Source organism: Marinobacter sp. F3R08, from assembly GCF_018860425.1.
Classification (GTDB): Bacteria; Pseudomonadota; Gammaproteobacteria; order Pseudomonadales; family Oleiphilaceae; genus Marinobacter.
Genome location: NZ_JAHKPI010000008.1, coordinates 182,785 through 199,120 on the forward strand (window position 1 = coordinate 182,785; position 16,336 = coordinate 199,120).

General features: G+C 56.1%; 15 protein-coding genes. 5 read left to right on the forward strand and 10 right to left on the reverse strand.

Going from position 1 to position 16,336, the window contains the following annotated elements; genetic code table 11:
* Positions 1-116 precede the first annotated feature (116 nt).
* Genes ggt through ftsH form a run of 3 tightly spaced genes read left to right on the forward strand, consistent with a single transcriptional unit; the run spans position 117 to position 4,081 of the window.
* Positions 117-1,880, forward strand: coding sequence for a gamma-glutamyltransferase (gene ggt / locus KO499_RS02595; RefSeq protein ID WP_215982158.1), 1,764 nt, complete (start codon positions 117-119; stop codon positions 1,878-1,880).
* Positions 1,881-1,922: 42 nt separating this feature from the next.
* Positions 1,923-2,171 (forward strand): thiamine-binding protein, encoded by a 249-nt coding sequence (locus KO499_RS02600; RefSeq protein WP_215982159.1) that lies wholly within the window; start codon positions 1,923-1,925, stop codon positions 2,169-2,171.
* The gene (ftsH, locus tag KO499_RS02605; RefSeq protein ID WP_215982160.1) at positions 2,168-4,081 is read left to right on the forward strand and encodes an ATP-dependent zinc metalloprotease FtsH; all 1,914 of its coding nucleotides are present in this window, start codon (positions 2,168-2,170) and stop codon (positions 4,079-4,081) included. The genes KO499_RS02600 and ftsH overlap by 4 nt, the downstream gene beginning before the upstream one ends.
* Before the next feature lie 13 nt (positions 4,082-4,094).
* Here ftsH and KO499_RS02610 read toward each other — a convergent pair whose 3' ends face one another.
* From KO499_RS02610 to KO499_RS02640, 7 genes are all read right to left on the reverse strand, one after another.
* Positions 4,095-5,408, reverse strand: a complete 1,314-nt coding sequence (locus KO499_RS02610) for an MFS transporter (protein WP_228339728.1) — start codon at positions 5,406-5,408, stop codon at positions 4,095-4,097.
* A 138-nt stretch (positions 5,409-5,546) separates the two neighbouring features.
* Positions 5,547-6,644, reverse strand: a complete 1,098-nt coding sequence (locus KO499_RS02615; RefSeq protein WP_215982161.1) for a sulfate/molybdate ABC transporter ATP-binding protein — start codon at positions 6,642-6,644, stop codon at positions 5,547-5,549.
* Between the two features lie 9 nt (positions 6,645-6,653).
* Positions 6,654-7,484 (reverse strand): sulfate ABC transporter permease subunit CysW, encoded by an 831-nt coding sequence (gene cysW, locus KO499_RS02620; protein ID WP_215982162.1) that lies wholly within the window; start codon positions 7,482-7,484, stop codon positions 6,654-6,656.
* A gap of 3 nt (positions 7,485-7,487) precedes the next feature.
* Positions 7,488-8,360, reverse strand: coding sequence for a sulfate/thiosulfate ABC transporter permease CysT (gene cysT, locus KO499_RS02625; protein ID WP_215982163.1), 873 nt, complete (start codon positions 8,358-8,360; stop codon positions 7,488-7,490).
* A gap of 18 nt (positions 8,361-8,378) precedes the next feature.
* Positions 8,379-9,413 (reverse strand): thiosulfate ABC transporter substrate-binding protein CysP, encoded by a 1,035-nt coding sequence (cysP, locus tag KO499_RS02630; protein ID WP_215982164.1) that lies wholly within the window; start codon positions 9,411-9,413, stop codon positions 8,379-8,381.
* Positions 9,414-9,577: 164 nt separating this feature from the next.
* Positions 9,578-9,850, reverse strand: coding sequence for a hypothetical protein (locus KO499_RS02635; RefSeq protein ID WP_215982165.1), 273 nt, complete (start codon positions 9,848-9,850; stop codon positions 9,578-9,580).
* 67 nt (positions 9,851-9,917) lie between these two features.
* The gene (locus KO499_RS02640; protein ID WP_215982166.1) at positions 9,918-10,970 is read right to left on the reverse strand and encodes a YHYH protein; all 1,053 of its coding nucleotides are present in this window, start codon (positions 10,968-10,970) and stop codon (positions 9,918-9,920) included.
* A gap of 454 nt (positions 10,971-11,424) precedes the next feature.
* Here KO499_RS02640 and KO499_RS02645 point away from each other — a divergent pair, with 454 nt between their 5' ends.
* Entirely contained in the window at positions 11,425-12,909 is a 1,485-nt protein-coding gene (locus KO499_RS02645) for a hypothetical protein (protein WP_215982167.1), read from the forward strand.
* Positions 12,906-13,946, forward strand: coding sequence for a succinylglutamate desuccinylase (locus KO499_RS02650; RefSeq protein WP_323133308.1), 1,041 nt, complete (start codon positions 12,906-12,908; stop codon positions 13,944-13,946). The genes KO499_RS02645 and KO499_RS02650 overlap by 4 nt, the downstream gene beginning before the upstream one ends.
* 63 nt (positions 13,947-14,009) lie before the next feature.
* On the opposite strand, the gene KO499_RS02655 is transcribed toward KO499_RS02650, so the two are convergent.
* From KO499_RS02655 to KO499_RS02665, 3 genes are all read right to left on the reverse strand, one after another.
* Entirely contained in the window at positions 14,010-14,360 is a 351-nt protein-coding gene (locus KO499_RS02655) for a RidA family protein (RefSeq protein WP_215982169.1), read from the reverse strand.
* 193 nt (positions 14,361-14,553) lie between these two features.
* Positions 14,554-15,105, reverse strand: a complete 552-nt coding sequence (locus KO499_RS02660; RefSeq protein ID WP_215982170.1) for a hypothetical protein — start codon at positions 15,103-15,105, stop codon at positions 14,554-14,556.
* A 25-nt stretch (positions 15,106-15,130) separates the two neighbouring features.
* Positions 15,131-16,171 (reverse strand): YHYH protein, encoded by a 1,041-nt coding sequence (locus tag KO499_RS02665; RefSeq protein WP_215982171.1) that lies wholly within the window; start codon positions 16,169-16,171, stop codon positions 15,131-15,133.
* Between the last annotated feature and the right edge of the window lie 165 nt (positions 16,172-16,336).

Sequence of the window (16,336 nt, forward strand, 5' to 3'; positions counted from 1 at the left end):
GAAAGCAGGTGCGCCGGGGAGTCACCGCCGGAATTAACGGCAGGTTAACGTTACGCACCTATCAAAATGACCGGCTATCATAGCCTATCTGAACGTCAGAAACGAGGAATGGAGATATGGACAGAGGCCTCTACCAACATAAAACCGAAAACCTTGCCAGCAGGCTCTCAGGCCGCCTTTCGATTGCCGCCGTTCTGGCCTTGATCCTGGGCGCCGGCCCCGCCTTTGGGCAGGCCATCCTTGAAGGCGAGCGGTTCCACCCGGTTACTGCGACCCAGGGCATGGTTGCCACCAGCCACACCCTCGCTACCGAGGTTGCCCTGGACGTATTGAAATCCGGCGGCAATGCTGTGGATGCAGCGGTGACGGCCGGTTTCGCCCTGGCGGTCACCCAGCCACGGTCCGGGAATATCGGCGGCGGTGGTTTCATGCTGATCTCCAAAGGCGACGGCTCAGAGCCTGAAGCCATCGATTATCGGGAAAAAGCGCCCGCCGCCGCGACGGAAACCATGTATCAGGACGAATCCGGAAATGTGGTTAAAAACCGCAGCCGCTTTACCCACCTGGCCGCAGGGGTGCCCGGAACGGTCGCAGGTCTGGCTCTGGCACTCGAACGCCATGGCACCATTTCATTGACACAGGCACTGGCCCCGGCCATCACACTTGCAAAAGACGGCTTCGTCGTGCCCCAGCGCTTTACCGAGGGCCTTGAGCAGGCAAGGAGCAGGCTTGAGCGCTGGCCGGCTTCCCGCAGTACCTTTTATAAAGAAGATGGCAGCGCCTGGCAGCCTGGTGAGCGCTTTCGTCAACCAGAACTGGCCGCCACGCTCCAGCGCATTGCCGATCAGGGTGTCAAAGGCTTTTACGAAGGCAAAACCGCCGAGTTGATCACCAGCGAGATGGAGCGCCATGATGGCCTGATCACACTGCAGGATCTGAAAGACTATAGCCCGGTGGTCCGGGCTCCGGTTCACGGCAACTATCGCGGGTACGATATTTTCTCCATGTCACCACCCTCCTCCGGTGGCACCCATATTGTCCAGATCCTGAATATACTCGAAGGCTTCCCCATGGCCGATTTCGGCCACAACTCCGCCGATGCGATCCATCATATGGCCGAAGCCATGAAGCTGGCCTATGCCGACCGTTCGAAATACCTGGGCGACACAGATTATGTCGACGTACCGCTGAAAGGGCTGACCAGTAAAGGTTACGCGGAGGAACTTCGCAAAGGCATTGATCCGAACCAGGCACGGCCCGCCAGTGACATCAATCCGGGCCAGCCAGCTGCCTGGGAAAGTCCGGAAACCACTCACTTTTCCGTGGTGGATAAATGGGGTAATGCGGTATCGAACACCTACACCATCAATTTCAGTTACGGGTCTGGCATCACCGTGGAAGGAGCCGGCTTTCTGCTCAATAACGAAATGGATGATTTCAGTGCCAAGCCCGGCGTGCCCAACGCCTACGGCCTGATTGGCGGCGAAGCCAACAAGGTTGAGCCCGGCAAACGCATGCTGAGCTCCATGTCACCGACCATTGTGAAGAGAAATGGCAGGAACGTGCTCGTCACTGGCAGCCCGGGTGGCTCCAGAATCATTACCACCACCTTGCAGGTGATCCTCAATGTGATTGATCATGGCATGAACATCCAGACCGCGGTCAGTGCACCCCGCATGCACCATCAGTGGCTGCCGGATGAAATCCGTATCGAACAGGGTATCAGCCCCGACACAATCCGGTTGCTGGAAGAGCGGGGGCACACCGTGGTTGGCAAATCTGCCATGGGCGCCATTCAGAGCATTATGGTTGGCGAGGACGGCGTGCTGTACGGGGGTGCTGACCCCAGACGGAGCACGTCGTCAGCAATGGGCTATTAAGGCACGCAATTGACCAGGATCACTGACCTGACCGGAGGCATTATGTATCTTTCTGTACAACTGAGTTGTTACCCCCTGAAAGAGGAATACAAGCAGCCAATCAAGGACCTTATCGCCCGGCTGGAGCAATCTGGCCTGGAAGTCTATCCGGGACGCATGAGCACGGAAATTTTTGGCGACTATGATGAGGTTATGAAGGTTCTCTCGGACACCATGAAATGGTCGTTCGAGACCTACGGAAAATCCGTCTTCGTGGCAAAGATCATGGAGGGCGACCGGAGACCTAGATGACAGCACCGAGTGGGCCAGACAATCAACCTCAGAAGCCGGAGCAGACACCACAACCGGCCATTCCGAACCAGTTCGCGTTCCTGTGGCTCAGCGCCGCCATTTTTCTGATGGTGCTGTGGCTGCAGGAAAGCGGACAGCCCCGAATGCAGGATCTGGCCTATTCTGAATTCAAAACAGCGGTCATGAATGAGCAGGTCGCGGAAGTTACCCTGAAGGAAGAGGCGATTACCGGCCTGTTCACCGATAGTGGTACGTCGGCCTTCAGTTCGGACACGGTTAATCAGAGCGGTAAAACCAGCTTCCAGACCATACGCCCGCCCATGGAAGACCCTTCACTGCTGAACCTGCTGGAAGAACACGACGTCATAATCCGGGCCACCCCGTCAGGACTCCCCTGGTGGCAGGAGTTGATACAGGGCTTCCTGCCCTGGATTCTGATACTGGCATTGATGTTCTGGTTCTGGGGTGCAGCCCAGAAACGGATGACCCAGGGTGGCGGGCCTTTTGATTTCAGCCGCTCGAAAGCCCGAAAGGCCCGCAAGGAAACCTCTACGACCACGCTGGATGATGTAGCCGGGATCGAATCCGCGAAGCGTGAAATTGCCGAAATCATCGATTTCCTGAAATCCCCGGAAAAATACCAGGGCTTGGGCGCCGTCATGCCCAAAGGCGTGCTGTTGGTCGGCCCGCCAGGCACCGGCAAAACCCTGCTTGCACGGGCCATCGCTGGCGAGGCTGAAGTGCCCTTCTACAGCATCAGCGCCTCGGAATTCATCGAGATGTTCGTGGGCGTTGGTGCCGCCCGGGTCCGGGATATGTTCAAGGAGGCCCGCAAAGACGCACCGGCGTTGATCTTCATCGACGAACTGGATGCCATTGGCCGATCCCGGGGTGCGGGACTTGGTGGTGGCCATGATGAACGGGAACAGACCCTGAACCAGATACTCACCGAAATGGACGGTTTCGAGGCCCATGAGAATGTGCTCGTGCTGGCTGCCACCAACCGGCCGGATGTGCTCGACAGCGCCCTGCTCCGCCCTGGACGCTTCGACCGCAAGATCACCCTCGATCGGCCCCACAAAGAAGCTCGCACCGCGATTCTTGAAGTTCACGTGCGCAAGGTGCCACTAGCCAGTGATGTTGACCTTGAACAACTGGCAGCTCGCACCATCGGTTTTTCAGGGGCGGATCTGAAGAACCTGGTGAATGAAGCGGCACTCACCGCAGCCCGCGAAAACCTGCATGAAGTAAATGCCCATTGCTTTGAGCTGGCCCGGGACAGAATTATCCTCGGTGAAGAGCGGGACACCAAACTCACCCCGCAGGAACGCGAAGCCGTCGCCTACCACGAATGCGGCCACGCCATCATGGCCTACTACATGCCTAACGCAGACCCCCTTACCAAACTGACCATCATTCCTCACGGCATGGCGATGGGAGTCACGGAACAAACGCCCAGAGAAGATCACTACACCTTCACGGAGAGCTACCTGAAGGATCGTATCAAGGTGATGCTTGGCGGCCGCTGTTCAGAAAAGCTGATCTATGGCGAAGTCAGCACCGGCGCCCAGAATGATCTCAAGGAAGCCACCGCGCTTATTCGCAAGATGATCGGTCAATGGGGCATGAGTGAAAAGATAGGCCCCCTCGGCCTCAGCATCGGAGAAGATCATGTATTCCTTGGCCGGGAGATGGGCATGCCACGGGAATTCAGCGAGAAGATGGCAGAGATGATCGACGGGGAAATCCAGTCCCAGCTTCTGGCTTTGGAGAAAACGACTCTGGATTTCCTGACTGAGCACCGGAACCAACTGAAGGCGCTGGCCAAAGCCGTATTGAAGCACGAGACACTGTCTGCCGAAGATGTCGAAGACATATTGCGCAAGCAAGACCCTCGCAAAATAGCCTGATTGCCCCCTCCTGTCAGCGCAAAGGCTCGCGGCTTCGATCGGGCATGACCATCAGCGCCAGCACCGCAATAAACGCAGTAACCGCAAGGTATATAGCCGGTGCGGTTGCCTCACCGGTAGTTGCAATCAGAGAGGCGGCCACCACTGGCGTCAGCCCGCCAAATACACCCAGACCCAGGTTGAACGCTATGGAATAACCGGATAAGCGATCACTCTCGGGAAACAGCTCTACGAAAAGAGCTGGCGCAGAGCCCAGGGGAACCGCCAGCAGCAGAAACACGAGTGTATGCGCTGCAATCACAACAGTCAGAGCGCCCCCTGAGCTGAGCATCCAGGCGTGGAGCGGCCAGGCAACAATGGCGAGCAGTAGCAGCGACAGTGCTATCCAGCTCCTGCGACGGAGCCAGCGATCACCAATAACGGCAAACAGCGGCATCGCCGGAATCACAAGCACCATCATGCCGGTGTTGATCAGCAAAGCGGTGCCGCGGGAAAGGAGTTCCTGAGCTGAGAGCCATTCAGGCAGATAAACGAAAACAATGTAGTAGCAGGTGCCATAGCTTGAGGCGAACGCCAGAGCCAGCATAGTTTCCCGGCGATTGGTGGTGAATGCCTGCAGTAACGGCGATGTTTGGTCGCGATTCTCGTGATGTTGGGTAAAACGCTCGGAATTATGGAGGTTGCGTCGGATAGCAATGGCCGCAATACCCAGAATCGCCCCGCCGAGAAACGGCAGTCGCCAGCCCCATTCCCCCAGCGCTTGCTGGTCAAAAAGATTGGTCACCAGTGCGGCCGCGGCGACCCCGAGCAAAGATCCCGTCATGGAGCCTATATTGGCCCAACTCCCCGTTAAACCCCGCCGACCCTCCGGTGCCGTTTCGACCAGATAGGTTGCAGAGGAGGAAAACTCGCCCCCAACCGAAAGGCCCTGGAGCAGCCTGATCAGAACCAGTAAAACCGGCGCAAGCAAGCCCGCCTGCTCAAAAGACGGCAGCATTCCGAGCAACAAGGTGGGCAAAGCCATCAACATGACCGAGATCTGCATGGTGCGTGCCCGCCCATACCGATCCCCGAACCAGCCAAAAAAGACTGCGCCAAGCGGACGCATGATAAACCCGGCAGCAAAGATACCGTAGGTACCTATCAGGGCAGCCGTAGGATTGGCCGACGTGAAAAACACCGGCGCAATGACGCCCGCCAGATAGCCATAAACGGCAAAGTCGTACCATTCAACAACATTACCGATAAAGCCCGCCATGATGCGGTGTCGAAGTTCTGGAGAGGGCGCCGTTGCGGCATTTCTGGTGCTTTCGGTACTGTCACTCATGTCCGGTACATCTCTGAGGCGCCCCGTCCTGATCAAATGATCGTTAGCAAACTCTCTATTGCAGAGAATTATATACGAAGCAGACCCTCTGAAGATGATCTGGGGCAAATCGTAAGGTCATGAATGACCTTTTGAATCTCAGCGCCGCTTCCACTCAAGGGTTTTTGGCTCTGTGTCGTGCTCGCAGAACAAATGCCCTACCTCCGGAATGGCAAAGCAACGATCACCGCGCTGGGGTTGTCGGGCGTTGAACTCCGTGTGGCTGATCCCCACTTCCCACAGCTCCTCGCAGTCCCAGCCATCCGGCTTGAGCTCGATCCGAACTTCCGCTCCAATCAGGTTGATGGCCTCAATGCGAAAAGGCAGATGAGACTGATCACTGGCGGCCTGGGCCAGACGCACTTCGTGGGGCCTCAGATAGAGCTGGGCGTCGTCGTTCTCACAGCCCTCAGGCAGGCGGATCCAGGCGTCGCCCTGACGCATGACACCATCACGAATCCTGCCGGAAAGCACGTTCACCTGGCCCAGAAACTCGAATACAAACCGGCTATCGGGACGGCCATACAACTCCAGGGGCGAGTCAACCTGCTCGATACGGCCGTTACTCATGACAACGACCTGGTCCGAGAGCTCAAGGGCCTCCTCCTGGTCATGGGTTACAAACACACTAGTGAAATGCAGTTCGTCGTGCAGGTTACGCAGCCAACGACGCAGATCCTTCCGGACCTTGGCATCAAGTGCACCGAAGGGCTCATCCAGCAGGAGAATTTCCGGGCGCATGGCCATGGCCCGGGCCAACGCGATCCGCTGTTTCTGGCCACCGGAAAGCTGCGCCGGGTAGCGATCAGCCAGATGTCCCAACTGCACCATTTCCAGCAGGCCATCGACGCGTTTGCGAATCTCCGGCTTTCCCGGGCGCTCCTTTCGGGGCAATACATTAAGCCCGAAGGCAACGTTCTCGGCCACCGTCATGTGCCGGAACAGCGCATAATGCTGGAAAACAAAGCCTACGCGGCGGTCCCTCACGTGCAGGTTAGTCACATCCTTACCACTGAAGCCTATCCGGCCCTGTTCCGGTGTTTCCAGACCAGCAATAATGCGTAACAGCGTGGTCTTGCCCGAACCGGAGGGGCCCAGCAAAGCCGTGAGCTGGCCTTCCGGAATGGTCAGATTGATGTCATGCAGGGCCTGGAAGTTGTCGAAAAACTTGTTGATACCCTGTATCTCGATGCTCATGAAAAACCCTTAGTTACGACTCTGACGCCATTCAACGATGGCCTTCACGACAAGAGTGATCAACGCAATGCCCGCCAGCAAAGAAGATGCTGCAAACGCACCTGCGGTGTTGTAATCCTGATACAGCAATTCCACTTGCAGTGGCAGTGTATTGGTCTCGCCCCGGATATTGCCGGAGACTACCGATACCGCACCGAACTCGCCGACCGCCCGGGCATTGGTGAGAATGACACCGTAAAGCAAAGCCCAGCGGATGTTCGGCAGCGTCACACGGCGGAACAGCTGCCAACCGGAAGCGCCCAGCACCACACCGGCTTCTTCCTCTTCCCTGCCTTGCTGCTGCATCAACGGAATCAGCTCTCTGGCCACGAACGGACAGGTCACGAAAACGGTAACCATCACAATTCCGGGCCAGGAGAACATTAACTGGATATCGTATTCACCGAGCCATTGCCCGACCCAACCATTACTCCCGTATAGCAACAGGAAAAGCAGGCCCGCGACCACCGGTGATACGGCAAACGGAATATCAATTAGCGTAGCCAGCAGTTTTCTTCCGGGGAACCGGAAACGGGTAACCAGCCACGCCAGAAACACACCGAAAACCAGATTCAGCGGCACGGTTAGCAATGCAACCACCAGCGTCAAACCGATCGCATGAAGGGTGTATTCGTCAAGAATATTGCTGACGTAACCAGCCCACCCTTCAGTAAATGCCTGTACAAAGATAAGAACCAGCGGCATGAACAACAGTAGAACCGTCAGGGTAACGGCCAGGCCAATGAGAGTTCGGCGCACCAGCGGGCTATCACCAACACGGCGATGTTTACGTGTTTTCATGCCCTAGCCCCCGTGCAGACGCTTGAGATAGCGCCCCTGCCAGACATTGATCGCCAGCAACAGCAACAGGGACACGGTCATTACCACCGCGGCGATGGCACTGGCTGCCGGGAAATCGTATTCCTCAAGGCGAACGAAGATCATCAGACTGATCACTTCGCTGATATAGGGGGAGTTACCGGCGATAAAGATAACCGCACCATACTCCCCAAGGCTTCGCGCGAACGAAAGCGCACCGCCGGTGACCACTGCGGGCCAGAGTGCGGGGAACAGGATCTTGCGGAAAACTGTCATGTCCGAAGCGCCCAGGCTCATGGCTGCTTCCTCGTCCTCCGGCGCCAACTCTTCAAGCACCGGCTGAACCGTACGCACCACGAAGGGCACGCTGGTGAACGCCATGGCCACCACAATGCCCAGCGGTGTAAAGGCCACCTCAATACCCAGATCTGCCAGGTACTGGCCATACCAGCCGTTCTCAGCGAACAGGGTCGCCAGCGTGATGCCCGCCACCGCGGTCGGCAAGGCAAACGGCAGATCCATAATCGCATCCAGCAGTCGCTTGCCGGGAAATTCGTAACGCACCAGCACCCAGGCCATCAACAGCCCAAATACACAATTAAACAGAGAGGCCGCGAGCGCCGCCAGTGCAGTCACCTTATAAGAGGCCACCACCCGTGGATCGGTGATCACGAACCAGAACTGCTCCCAACCCATACCAGCTGCACGGATGAACAGGCCGCTGATTGGCAGAAGCAGCACCAGGCTGATAAAGAAAAGCGAAATGCCGAGGCTCAGTCCGAACCCCGGCAATACTCGCTTGGTGGCAGCAGCGCTCAGCTTTTTCGCCGGGCGCTCTGAAAGATCTGTTGTGGCCATGGATCAGTTGCGCATCCCTTAACGGCGACGCTGCAACTGGTCCAGTTTGCCGCCGCTGGCAAAATGGGTTTCCATGGCATTTTCCCAACTGCCGGCGATGTCCTGAATCGGCATCAGCTTCAGTTCCGGGAACTTGTCAGCGACTTCTTTTTTCACGGTTTCGTTGTGAACCCGGTAGTTGAAGCCGGCCAGCATGCGCTGGGCGTCTTCGGAGTACAGGTGCTCCAGATACGCCTGAGCCAGTTCTTCCGTGCCCTTTTTCTCGATATTCTTATCGATCCAGGTCACCGGAAATTCAGCAAGGAAGCTCACTTTCGGAACCACAACCTGGAAATTCTTGTCCGGATTCAGCGCCGGGATGTTGTTCACTTCAGACTCAAACGTCAGCAACACATCACCCAGACCGCGCTCAACAAAGGTGGTGGTAGCCCCACGGCCGCCGGAGTCGAACACTTTCACCTGACCGAGCAGATCGCTCAGGAAACCATCAATTTTCTCCTGGTCATCACCGAACTTGTCCTGAGCGAAACCCAGAGCTGCCAGATAGGTGTAGCGACCATTACCAGAGGTTTTCGGATTCGGCATGATCAGCTCGACATCCTCACGGATCAGGTCATCCCAGTTCTGAATATTTTTGGGGTTACCCTCACGCACCAGAAAAGCCATGGTGGAATAGTAAGGCGAGCTGTTATTAGGCAAACGCGATGCCCAATCCTCGGGAAGCAGCTTGCCCCGCTTGGCCAGAACATCGACATCTGTTACCTGGTTGTAGGTCACTACATCAGCACCCAGCCCCTGAAGAATCGCACGTGCCTGTTTTGAGGACCCGGCGTGGGACTGTTGGATACTGACCGTTTCACCCGTTTTTTCCTGCCAGTAGTCCTGGAACAGAACGTTGTATTCGGCGAACAGCTCGCGAGCAATATCATAGGAAGAGTTCAACAACTCCCGCTCCTGGGCCGTGGCAGGTCCGGCCAGAGAAAATGCCAGCACCAGAGCGCTGAACCACAGACTCTTGCGAGTTAGAAAACCAGAGGAAATCGAAGTCGGCATTACGGGCAGAGCTCCCTGTTTACTGAGAATCTTTATATGCACTGAAGGAATAAAAGAAGTGCCTGATTAGAACGTAAAGATAAAGTAGGAGCCTACAAACAACAATGCCCCGGCTAGATGATTTACGACTGCCATAAGAACCAGACGTTATAAAAATCAGGGAGCTAGTTGGTATTTTCTTTTTCCCCGGGGTTCTCCCCGGAATTCTTTTGGGCAGGGTCCAGCTTCTGGACAGGCTTGTTGCGGACACATATCAGATCCTCATCTGATACATACTGGCAGGTTCCAATATACAGATCGTTGTGATGACCATGATACTGACAGGCCTGTGATCTGGACTTTTCCTGGCACACCTCCAGGGCGGCTGTGTTCAATGGCCCGGAATGGGACCACGCCTGCCCTCCGATCGCGAGCAGGCCGAAGAATGCCAGACTCACGCACCATGCTTTCCCACGACGACCTGCGGGCACCCTTGAGCAATGTCCGATCACGATTCCCACGGGCTTAACCCTCGGCTCCGGGAGGTGGCCCACCGGCTCCCTCAGGCGGGCGACCACCGCCAGGAGGCGCACCGAGCGGTCGAACGATTTCGCCCCGAAGGCATCCTATGATCATGTTCTCGCTCGGGCTGGCCGCGCGGTAATGATAGCCGCGAACCGGATCGCTGGTACCACGGCATTCATCGAGAGACTCCGCCTCTCTGCCGCTGGCGTCTTTCATGGCATAGATTCCATAACCGTCCGGTGCATAGCCGATCAACGGCGCGTATCCGTCAGCGATCGCAGGGGCAGCTGTACAGTCTGTCGCCGCATGGTAATGATAACCCTGGTGTTCATTGATGTGGCCGCCACAATCATCGAACGCCGCAATCGTGTAGCTGCCAAGAATGGCGCCAATCGGTGCAGGGCCAGACAACTCCGCGCCATCAAGGGCTATTCCGGCAGAACGAACCCTGCCTGGTCGGTCCGCAGGAATTGGCGTGGTTGGTATCAGATAGGTCACAGAGAAACTGTCATCAAGATACGCCAACTGACATTCGATGCAGTTCTGCTTGTATTGCTCGTCAACATCCGGCCTCGCCGCGCCGAGACAGGCTTCTTTAGTCGAGGTGTACCGCACTTTACCGGTTTCCGGATCGTATAACTTCCAGTTCGGATCATCATAGTACGTTGGCAGGTTGACAATGAACTCACCGGTCAGATCAACCAGATCCCCTTTACCCTCGCTATCGAACCATCCACCAACCGCATCCGGACCGTCGGAGACTGTTCTAGGGCAGAATGGACCTGGCTCACGCTCAGCCGGAGCACCTCCCGATACCAGCTTGTAACAGGTGGTTTTGGTTCCGGCCGCCGTTTCACAATCAACGATTTCGGGTTCCTGAATGAAAGCGCCTGGTTTGAACAGAGAAATATCCATTCCTTCAGCGACAGCATCCTGATTGGAAACAGCCCCGGGAAAACCAGAGCATCCCGCCAGAGTCAGCACACTAACTGCTGTCGCAGCCAATAGCCGCCAGCACTCTGACAGGCCCAAAACCTTCAATTGCTTTTTCATTCTCAGGTCTGCCTCTTTACTCAGTAATGCGCTTCGCGTCCTTGCCCGGCGGCCGCGGCCGAACCAGAATTGCGCCGCTTACTGCTGGCGTGGGTAGTCAGGAGGTTATTTGACGCGCACGCGGCAAGCGCGATGACGCATAGGAACAAGTAACATACCGTCTTCATAGTTTCTCCCAAAACCCAGCTCCCTGGCATGACTTTCACAGCCCGGGATTAAGCAGAAGAATCGTAAGCGAGACGCCGGGAGGTTGACCAGCGTTTCCACAGCCATCCCCACAAACTCCTCAATTTCTTCATAATTGCCCGTCACCTGTGGGCGCCTTAAACCCGGGTTACGCAGGCCCACCGCACCCATTGCGGTACTCGCCTCAAGAGATTGCCCCAATGGTCGGCGCAGATTGGCAGATCTTCCACTACTATCAAGGTAGGTTAGCCCGGGAGGCGACATTACCGTGGGACTGTCGATCAACAGGTCAGAATTTACTGCGGATGAATTTGAGCGTTTTGCAGCCAAGGTCCGGATGGATCTCAAAGCACTCACTCGCCTTTTCAACCGTCCCGGTTTTGGCGAGGGAGAAAGCTCCATTGGAGCCGAGGTCGAGTTCTATATCGTAAATCACGATCTGCAGGTTCAACCTATCAACACAGAAATCGCCGCCAGGGTCCAGGATCCCCAGCTAACACTTGAGCTCAATCGATTCAATCTCGAATACAACCTCAGCCCACAGGCGTTCAAGGGAAATCCGTTTGCCAGAACAGAGCAAGAGCTGCTCGCTGCGATCCAACAGATCAACCAGCAGGCCGCAGCACTGGATGGTGAACTGGTACCGATCGGCATTCTTCCCACCCTTCGCCAGTCAGATATGGGCGCCAAGGCGATGACCGACGAACCTCGCTATCATGCCCTGGCCAAAGCCCTGATCAAGCAACGGGGAGAACCGTTCAGCATCCACATCGGTGGTAAAGAAGTCATCAATCTGGAAGCCGACGGCGTCTATATGGAAGGGGCTAATACCTCATTCCAGTTACACTGGCGCGTCCCGGCCCATCGTTTTGCCGATTACTTCAATGCCGTCCAGCTGGTCACGCCCGTCGTCCTTGCGCTGGCCAGTAATTCCCCCAGTCTGTTCGGCCACCACCTGTGGGACGAGACCCGTATTGCCCTGTTCAAGCAATCCATCGACAGCCGGTCCCCCAACCGTAAAACCTGGCGCCACCCACCAAGGGTCTATTACGGAAATGGCTGGACACGCAGTGCCTGGGAACTGTTTGCCGCCTCGGCATCGCTGTTTCCGCCCATTATTCCACTGCTGTCGGATGAAGATCCGATGGCGGTTATTGATCGTGGCGACGTGCCGAATCTGGCCGAACTGCGCATGCACCAGGGCACCACCTGGCCCTGGAACCGGGCCATCTATGACCCTGCCGAAGGTGGTCATTTGCGTATCGAGATTCGCTCCATGCCTGCAGGACCAACGGCCGTTGATATGTGTGCGAATGGCCTGTTCGTGATCGGAGCTGCGCTGGCTGTGCTCGATGACATCCCGCACCTGACATCGATTCTCCCCTTCCATTACACCGAACATAATTTCTACCGGGCAGCGAAATATGGCATCGGCGCAGACATCATCTGGCCCCACAAGGATCAGGTACAGTTGCAGGATATACCCCTGTTAACGGTAGCCCGAGAGTTACTGCCGCGGGCCAGGGAAGCATTGAAACAAACAGCCGTAGACGAGACGGAAATTCACCGCTTGCTGGGAATCATCGAAGGTCGCGTTGATAGCGCCATGTCTGGCGCCCGGTGGCAGCGCCACATCACCGAGTCTTTCTCAAGGTCGATGAGTTCTGATGAGGCGTTCCGGAGTATGCTGTCTCTTTATATGGCCAACCAGAAGAAAAACCTGCCACTCCATGAATGGACACTGTCACCGTGAGCAATTCGAATGTCCTTGATTATCTGAATGACCCGTCACCCCGGACACTGGGCCGCTCCCCCCTTGAGTGGCTGGAACGGCTGCAGAAACCCACGGTTATTCGTGTTGCCGGACGCGATCGATCCCGTACCCGGGCCATGGCAACCCTTCTTCACGGGAATGAGCCTTCGGGTCTGTTTGCGCTTCACCGGTGGCTACTGGAGCAGCACACACCCGAAGTGAACATGCTGTTTCTGCTCGGAGGCGTCTATCCCGCGAAGATCCCACCCACTCTGTCAGTGCGCCAGCTAGCTGAAGGACGGGATCTCAACCGGTGTTTCAAGGCGCCTTTCGTGGGGATAGAGGGTGCCATTGCCGAAGCCCTGCTCGCAGAGCTTCGAAAAGCCAGACCCGAATGCCTGCTGGACGTGCACAACACCTCAGGCACAGGCCCGGCCTTCGCTGTCTCCATCACCAACGATGCTGCCCATCAGGCGCTGACCTCTCTGTACACCGACCGCCTTATAGCAACGGACCTCCGCCTGGGCGCGTTGATGGAATATTCAGAACAGGAAGTGCCTACAGTCACGATCGAGTGTGGCGGTTCCCAGGATGACCAGGCTCATGAACTGGCGTACGACGGACTGGTTCGGTACGCCTCACGGCCGGACGTACTGTCACTGGAAAACGCCGAGTGGGATATAGACGTACTGAGAAATCCGATCCGGGTGGAGATCGCCCTTGAGGCAACCATCGAATACCGGCTGAAACCAAGCGGCCAGGCTGATCTCACCTTTCCGCCAGACATCGAACACCGCAACTTCGGTGTTGTTTCCACCGAAGAACCCCTGGGATGGATTGGGGAAAAAGGCCTGGAGATACTCACCGCGATTGGCCACAACCGGGCGGAAAACATGGAGCAGATTCTGCAAGTCAAAGGCGGGCAAATCTATCCCGCCCAGGCCATCAGAGCCTTCATGATTACCACCAATCCGGTGATTGCGAAAAGTGATTGCCTGTTCTATGCCGTTAAGGCAACGGGCGAACCTATTTTTTAAACGCCGAAGAGCCCGGACGCAACCGGACTCTTCGGCACCTGGTTTTGCCCAACGGCTCTGGGATCAGGACGTCGCCGCAATGACCGAAATTTCCACCAGCAACTCCGGGGACGCCATCTGAGCCTGCACGCAGGCTCGTGCCGGAGCATGCCCTTCAGGTACCCAGTTATCCCAAACCTCGTTCAAGGCTTTGAAATCCGCCATGTCGGCAAGGTAGATCGTTGCCGACAGCATCTTGTCACGGCCAGAACCGATACTCTCCAGCAGCTCCTCCACTTTCTCCAGCATCCCGGTTACCTGGGTCTTGATGTCGCCATCCCTGTCCTTGGCAACCTGACCGCAAAGATAGGCGGTGCCGTTGTGTTTAACGATCTTGCTCATGCGATTATTAGTGGAAATACGCTCTATGGTCATTGCTGTCGCCTAGTCGATAAATGTCATTGATACAGCGAAAAACCTGGCTTGCGCACCGGGTGCACTTACCAGGCTCGTAAAACCTCCGCCGATAACCAAGCATAATAGGCAAAAACAGGCGTTCGATACTAACCAATAGTGGAAACAGTACGGGTGCCAGTACCTTCCCCTCTCGAATCTAACCGGGTTTAGCTCATTCGCTGTCTGCTGACGGGAACAGCAATCCTGTCGGTTGCTCTGGTGTCAGCTGAAACTCATGGCGCAGATTCTCGGCTTTTCGCGAAGCAGTGATCTTCAGTGCCCGGGAGTGCTCCGTATGACCAAACAGGTCCACATGAAAACTCAGTGGCGTGCTGACCTTATCCAGTGCGAACCGGCCCATCACGATAACTTCGGACACATGATCAAGGTGCGTGCCGTGATGATCATGAGATTCCTCGGGGGACAGTACAATATCTTCAAGGGGCAGCTCACGGTCCTGGTCCCTAAGCACAACATGCTGGGTCAGGGTCTCAATAACGGCAGCCTGATGACGGTTGAACTCAGCCAGGTCAATGTCACCATCACCATTATCATCAATGCCATCGAACGCCGACAAAGGCAATGACAACACCATGAATGCGCTGTCATCGACAATATTCAGTGTGCCATGGCCGGCCACCATCAGGTGCGCCATGACGGGGGTTGTGAGTGTCAGCGCCAGCCCTGAGAAAGAGGCGGCCAGAAACGCCATCGGAAATTTCATGCTTCAGGTCCCGTAGACTAAATGATCAGAAGGCCGGAGGGGGTGCTAACTCCCCGGATGTCGCGACTTCGCCCTTAACGCAACGCTGGAAGTAAGGGTAAGAATCGGTGGCATAGTAGTGATAGATACCGTCCGGAAATTCAGGGGTGACACCAACACGACCGTTGCATTCGTCCAGATCCCCCGAGCCTTCAACATACTCCCAATCCTGCTGGAAGGTGCCCAGAGCATAGGTATCAGTTGATGGCCGAGACGCACTCACCTCGCTGACCAACTGATAACTACCGGTCATGGCTCTCACCTCGGAGCTGGCATCATCGGCCACGCTGTATCCATATCTTGCATATATCGGAAAGCCGTCCGCAGCCCAACCAATCAGAGTCATGACAGAGCTGTTACCACCGCGCTTGGTAATAAAACCTTCCGGCATACCGTGGTAGTGATAGGCGCCATCCGGTTGCACATGGGCGTTGTTTTGGTCGGTCCCGAAATCGAAGCTGGTCTGCCCAAGGGCTTCAATATTCCAGTTGCCAGAGTTGTCTATCAGGCTGCAGGTTGAGCCAGAGTCATCGCAGCTGCCCGCTGTACTGGCGTCTATTTTTACACCGTTCAGCACGTAACCTGTCGCACCCCGCGGGCCGCCAAGCTCCGTAGGTGTAGTGGTTTCTTCAGGCTCCAGGGTATAGCTGGCGGAAACCGTCTGTTCGGAAATAACGTTTGGATTACCCGGATTCGGGAAGGTGCCCACTTCGTGGTCTGGTATACCGTTGGCACTGAGCTCCCGGGTACTGTCAGTACAGGTCCAGACGGAATAACTGGTGTACGTCAGCGACGTCTGACTGTTGTAGGTGGTGTCATCGTAATCACAGAGAACTCCGGATGTGGAACCGGGCGTGGTGCTGACGTCGCCTCCGTCAGAAATAAGGCTGCTGTCGTCAGAACTGCTGTCGTCAGAGATACTGTCATCAGAGCTGCTGTTATCACCGCCACAGGCGGCAAGGGATACGAGTAAAATGGAGATACCTGCTTTGTGCAGTAGTTTCTTTTCCATGAACGGATGTGTCATCGCCTGGCCTGCTAACTGAGATTGTCCGGTGCCTCGACCGCTGTAAAGGCAGTTGAAATTTCATGGTAACAATACAATGTGTAACAAATATGGAGTTTGCCTCCCGGAAGAATGGATAGTGATCGCTTATCCTGACTCCCGACACGGGGAATCGATGCCCAGTGG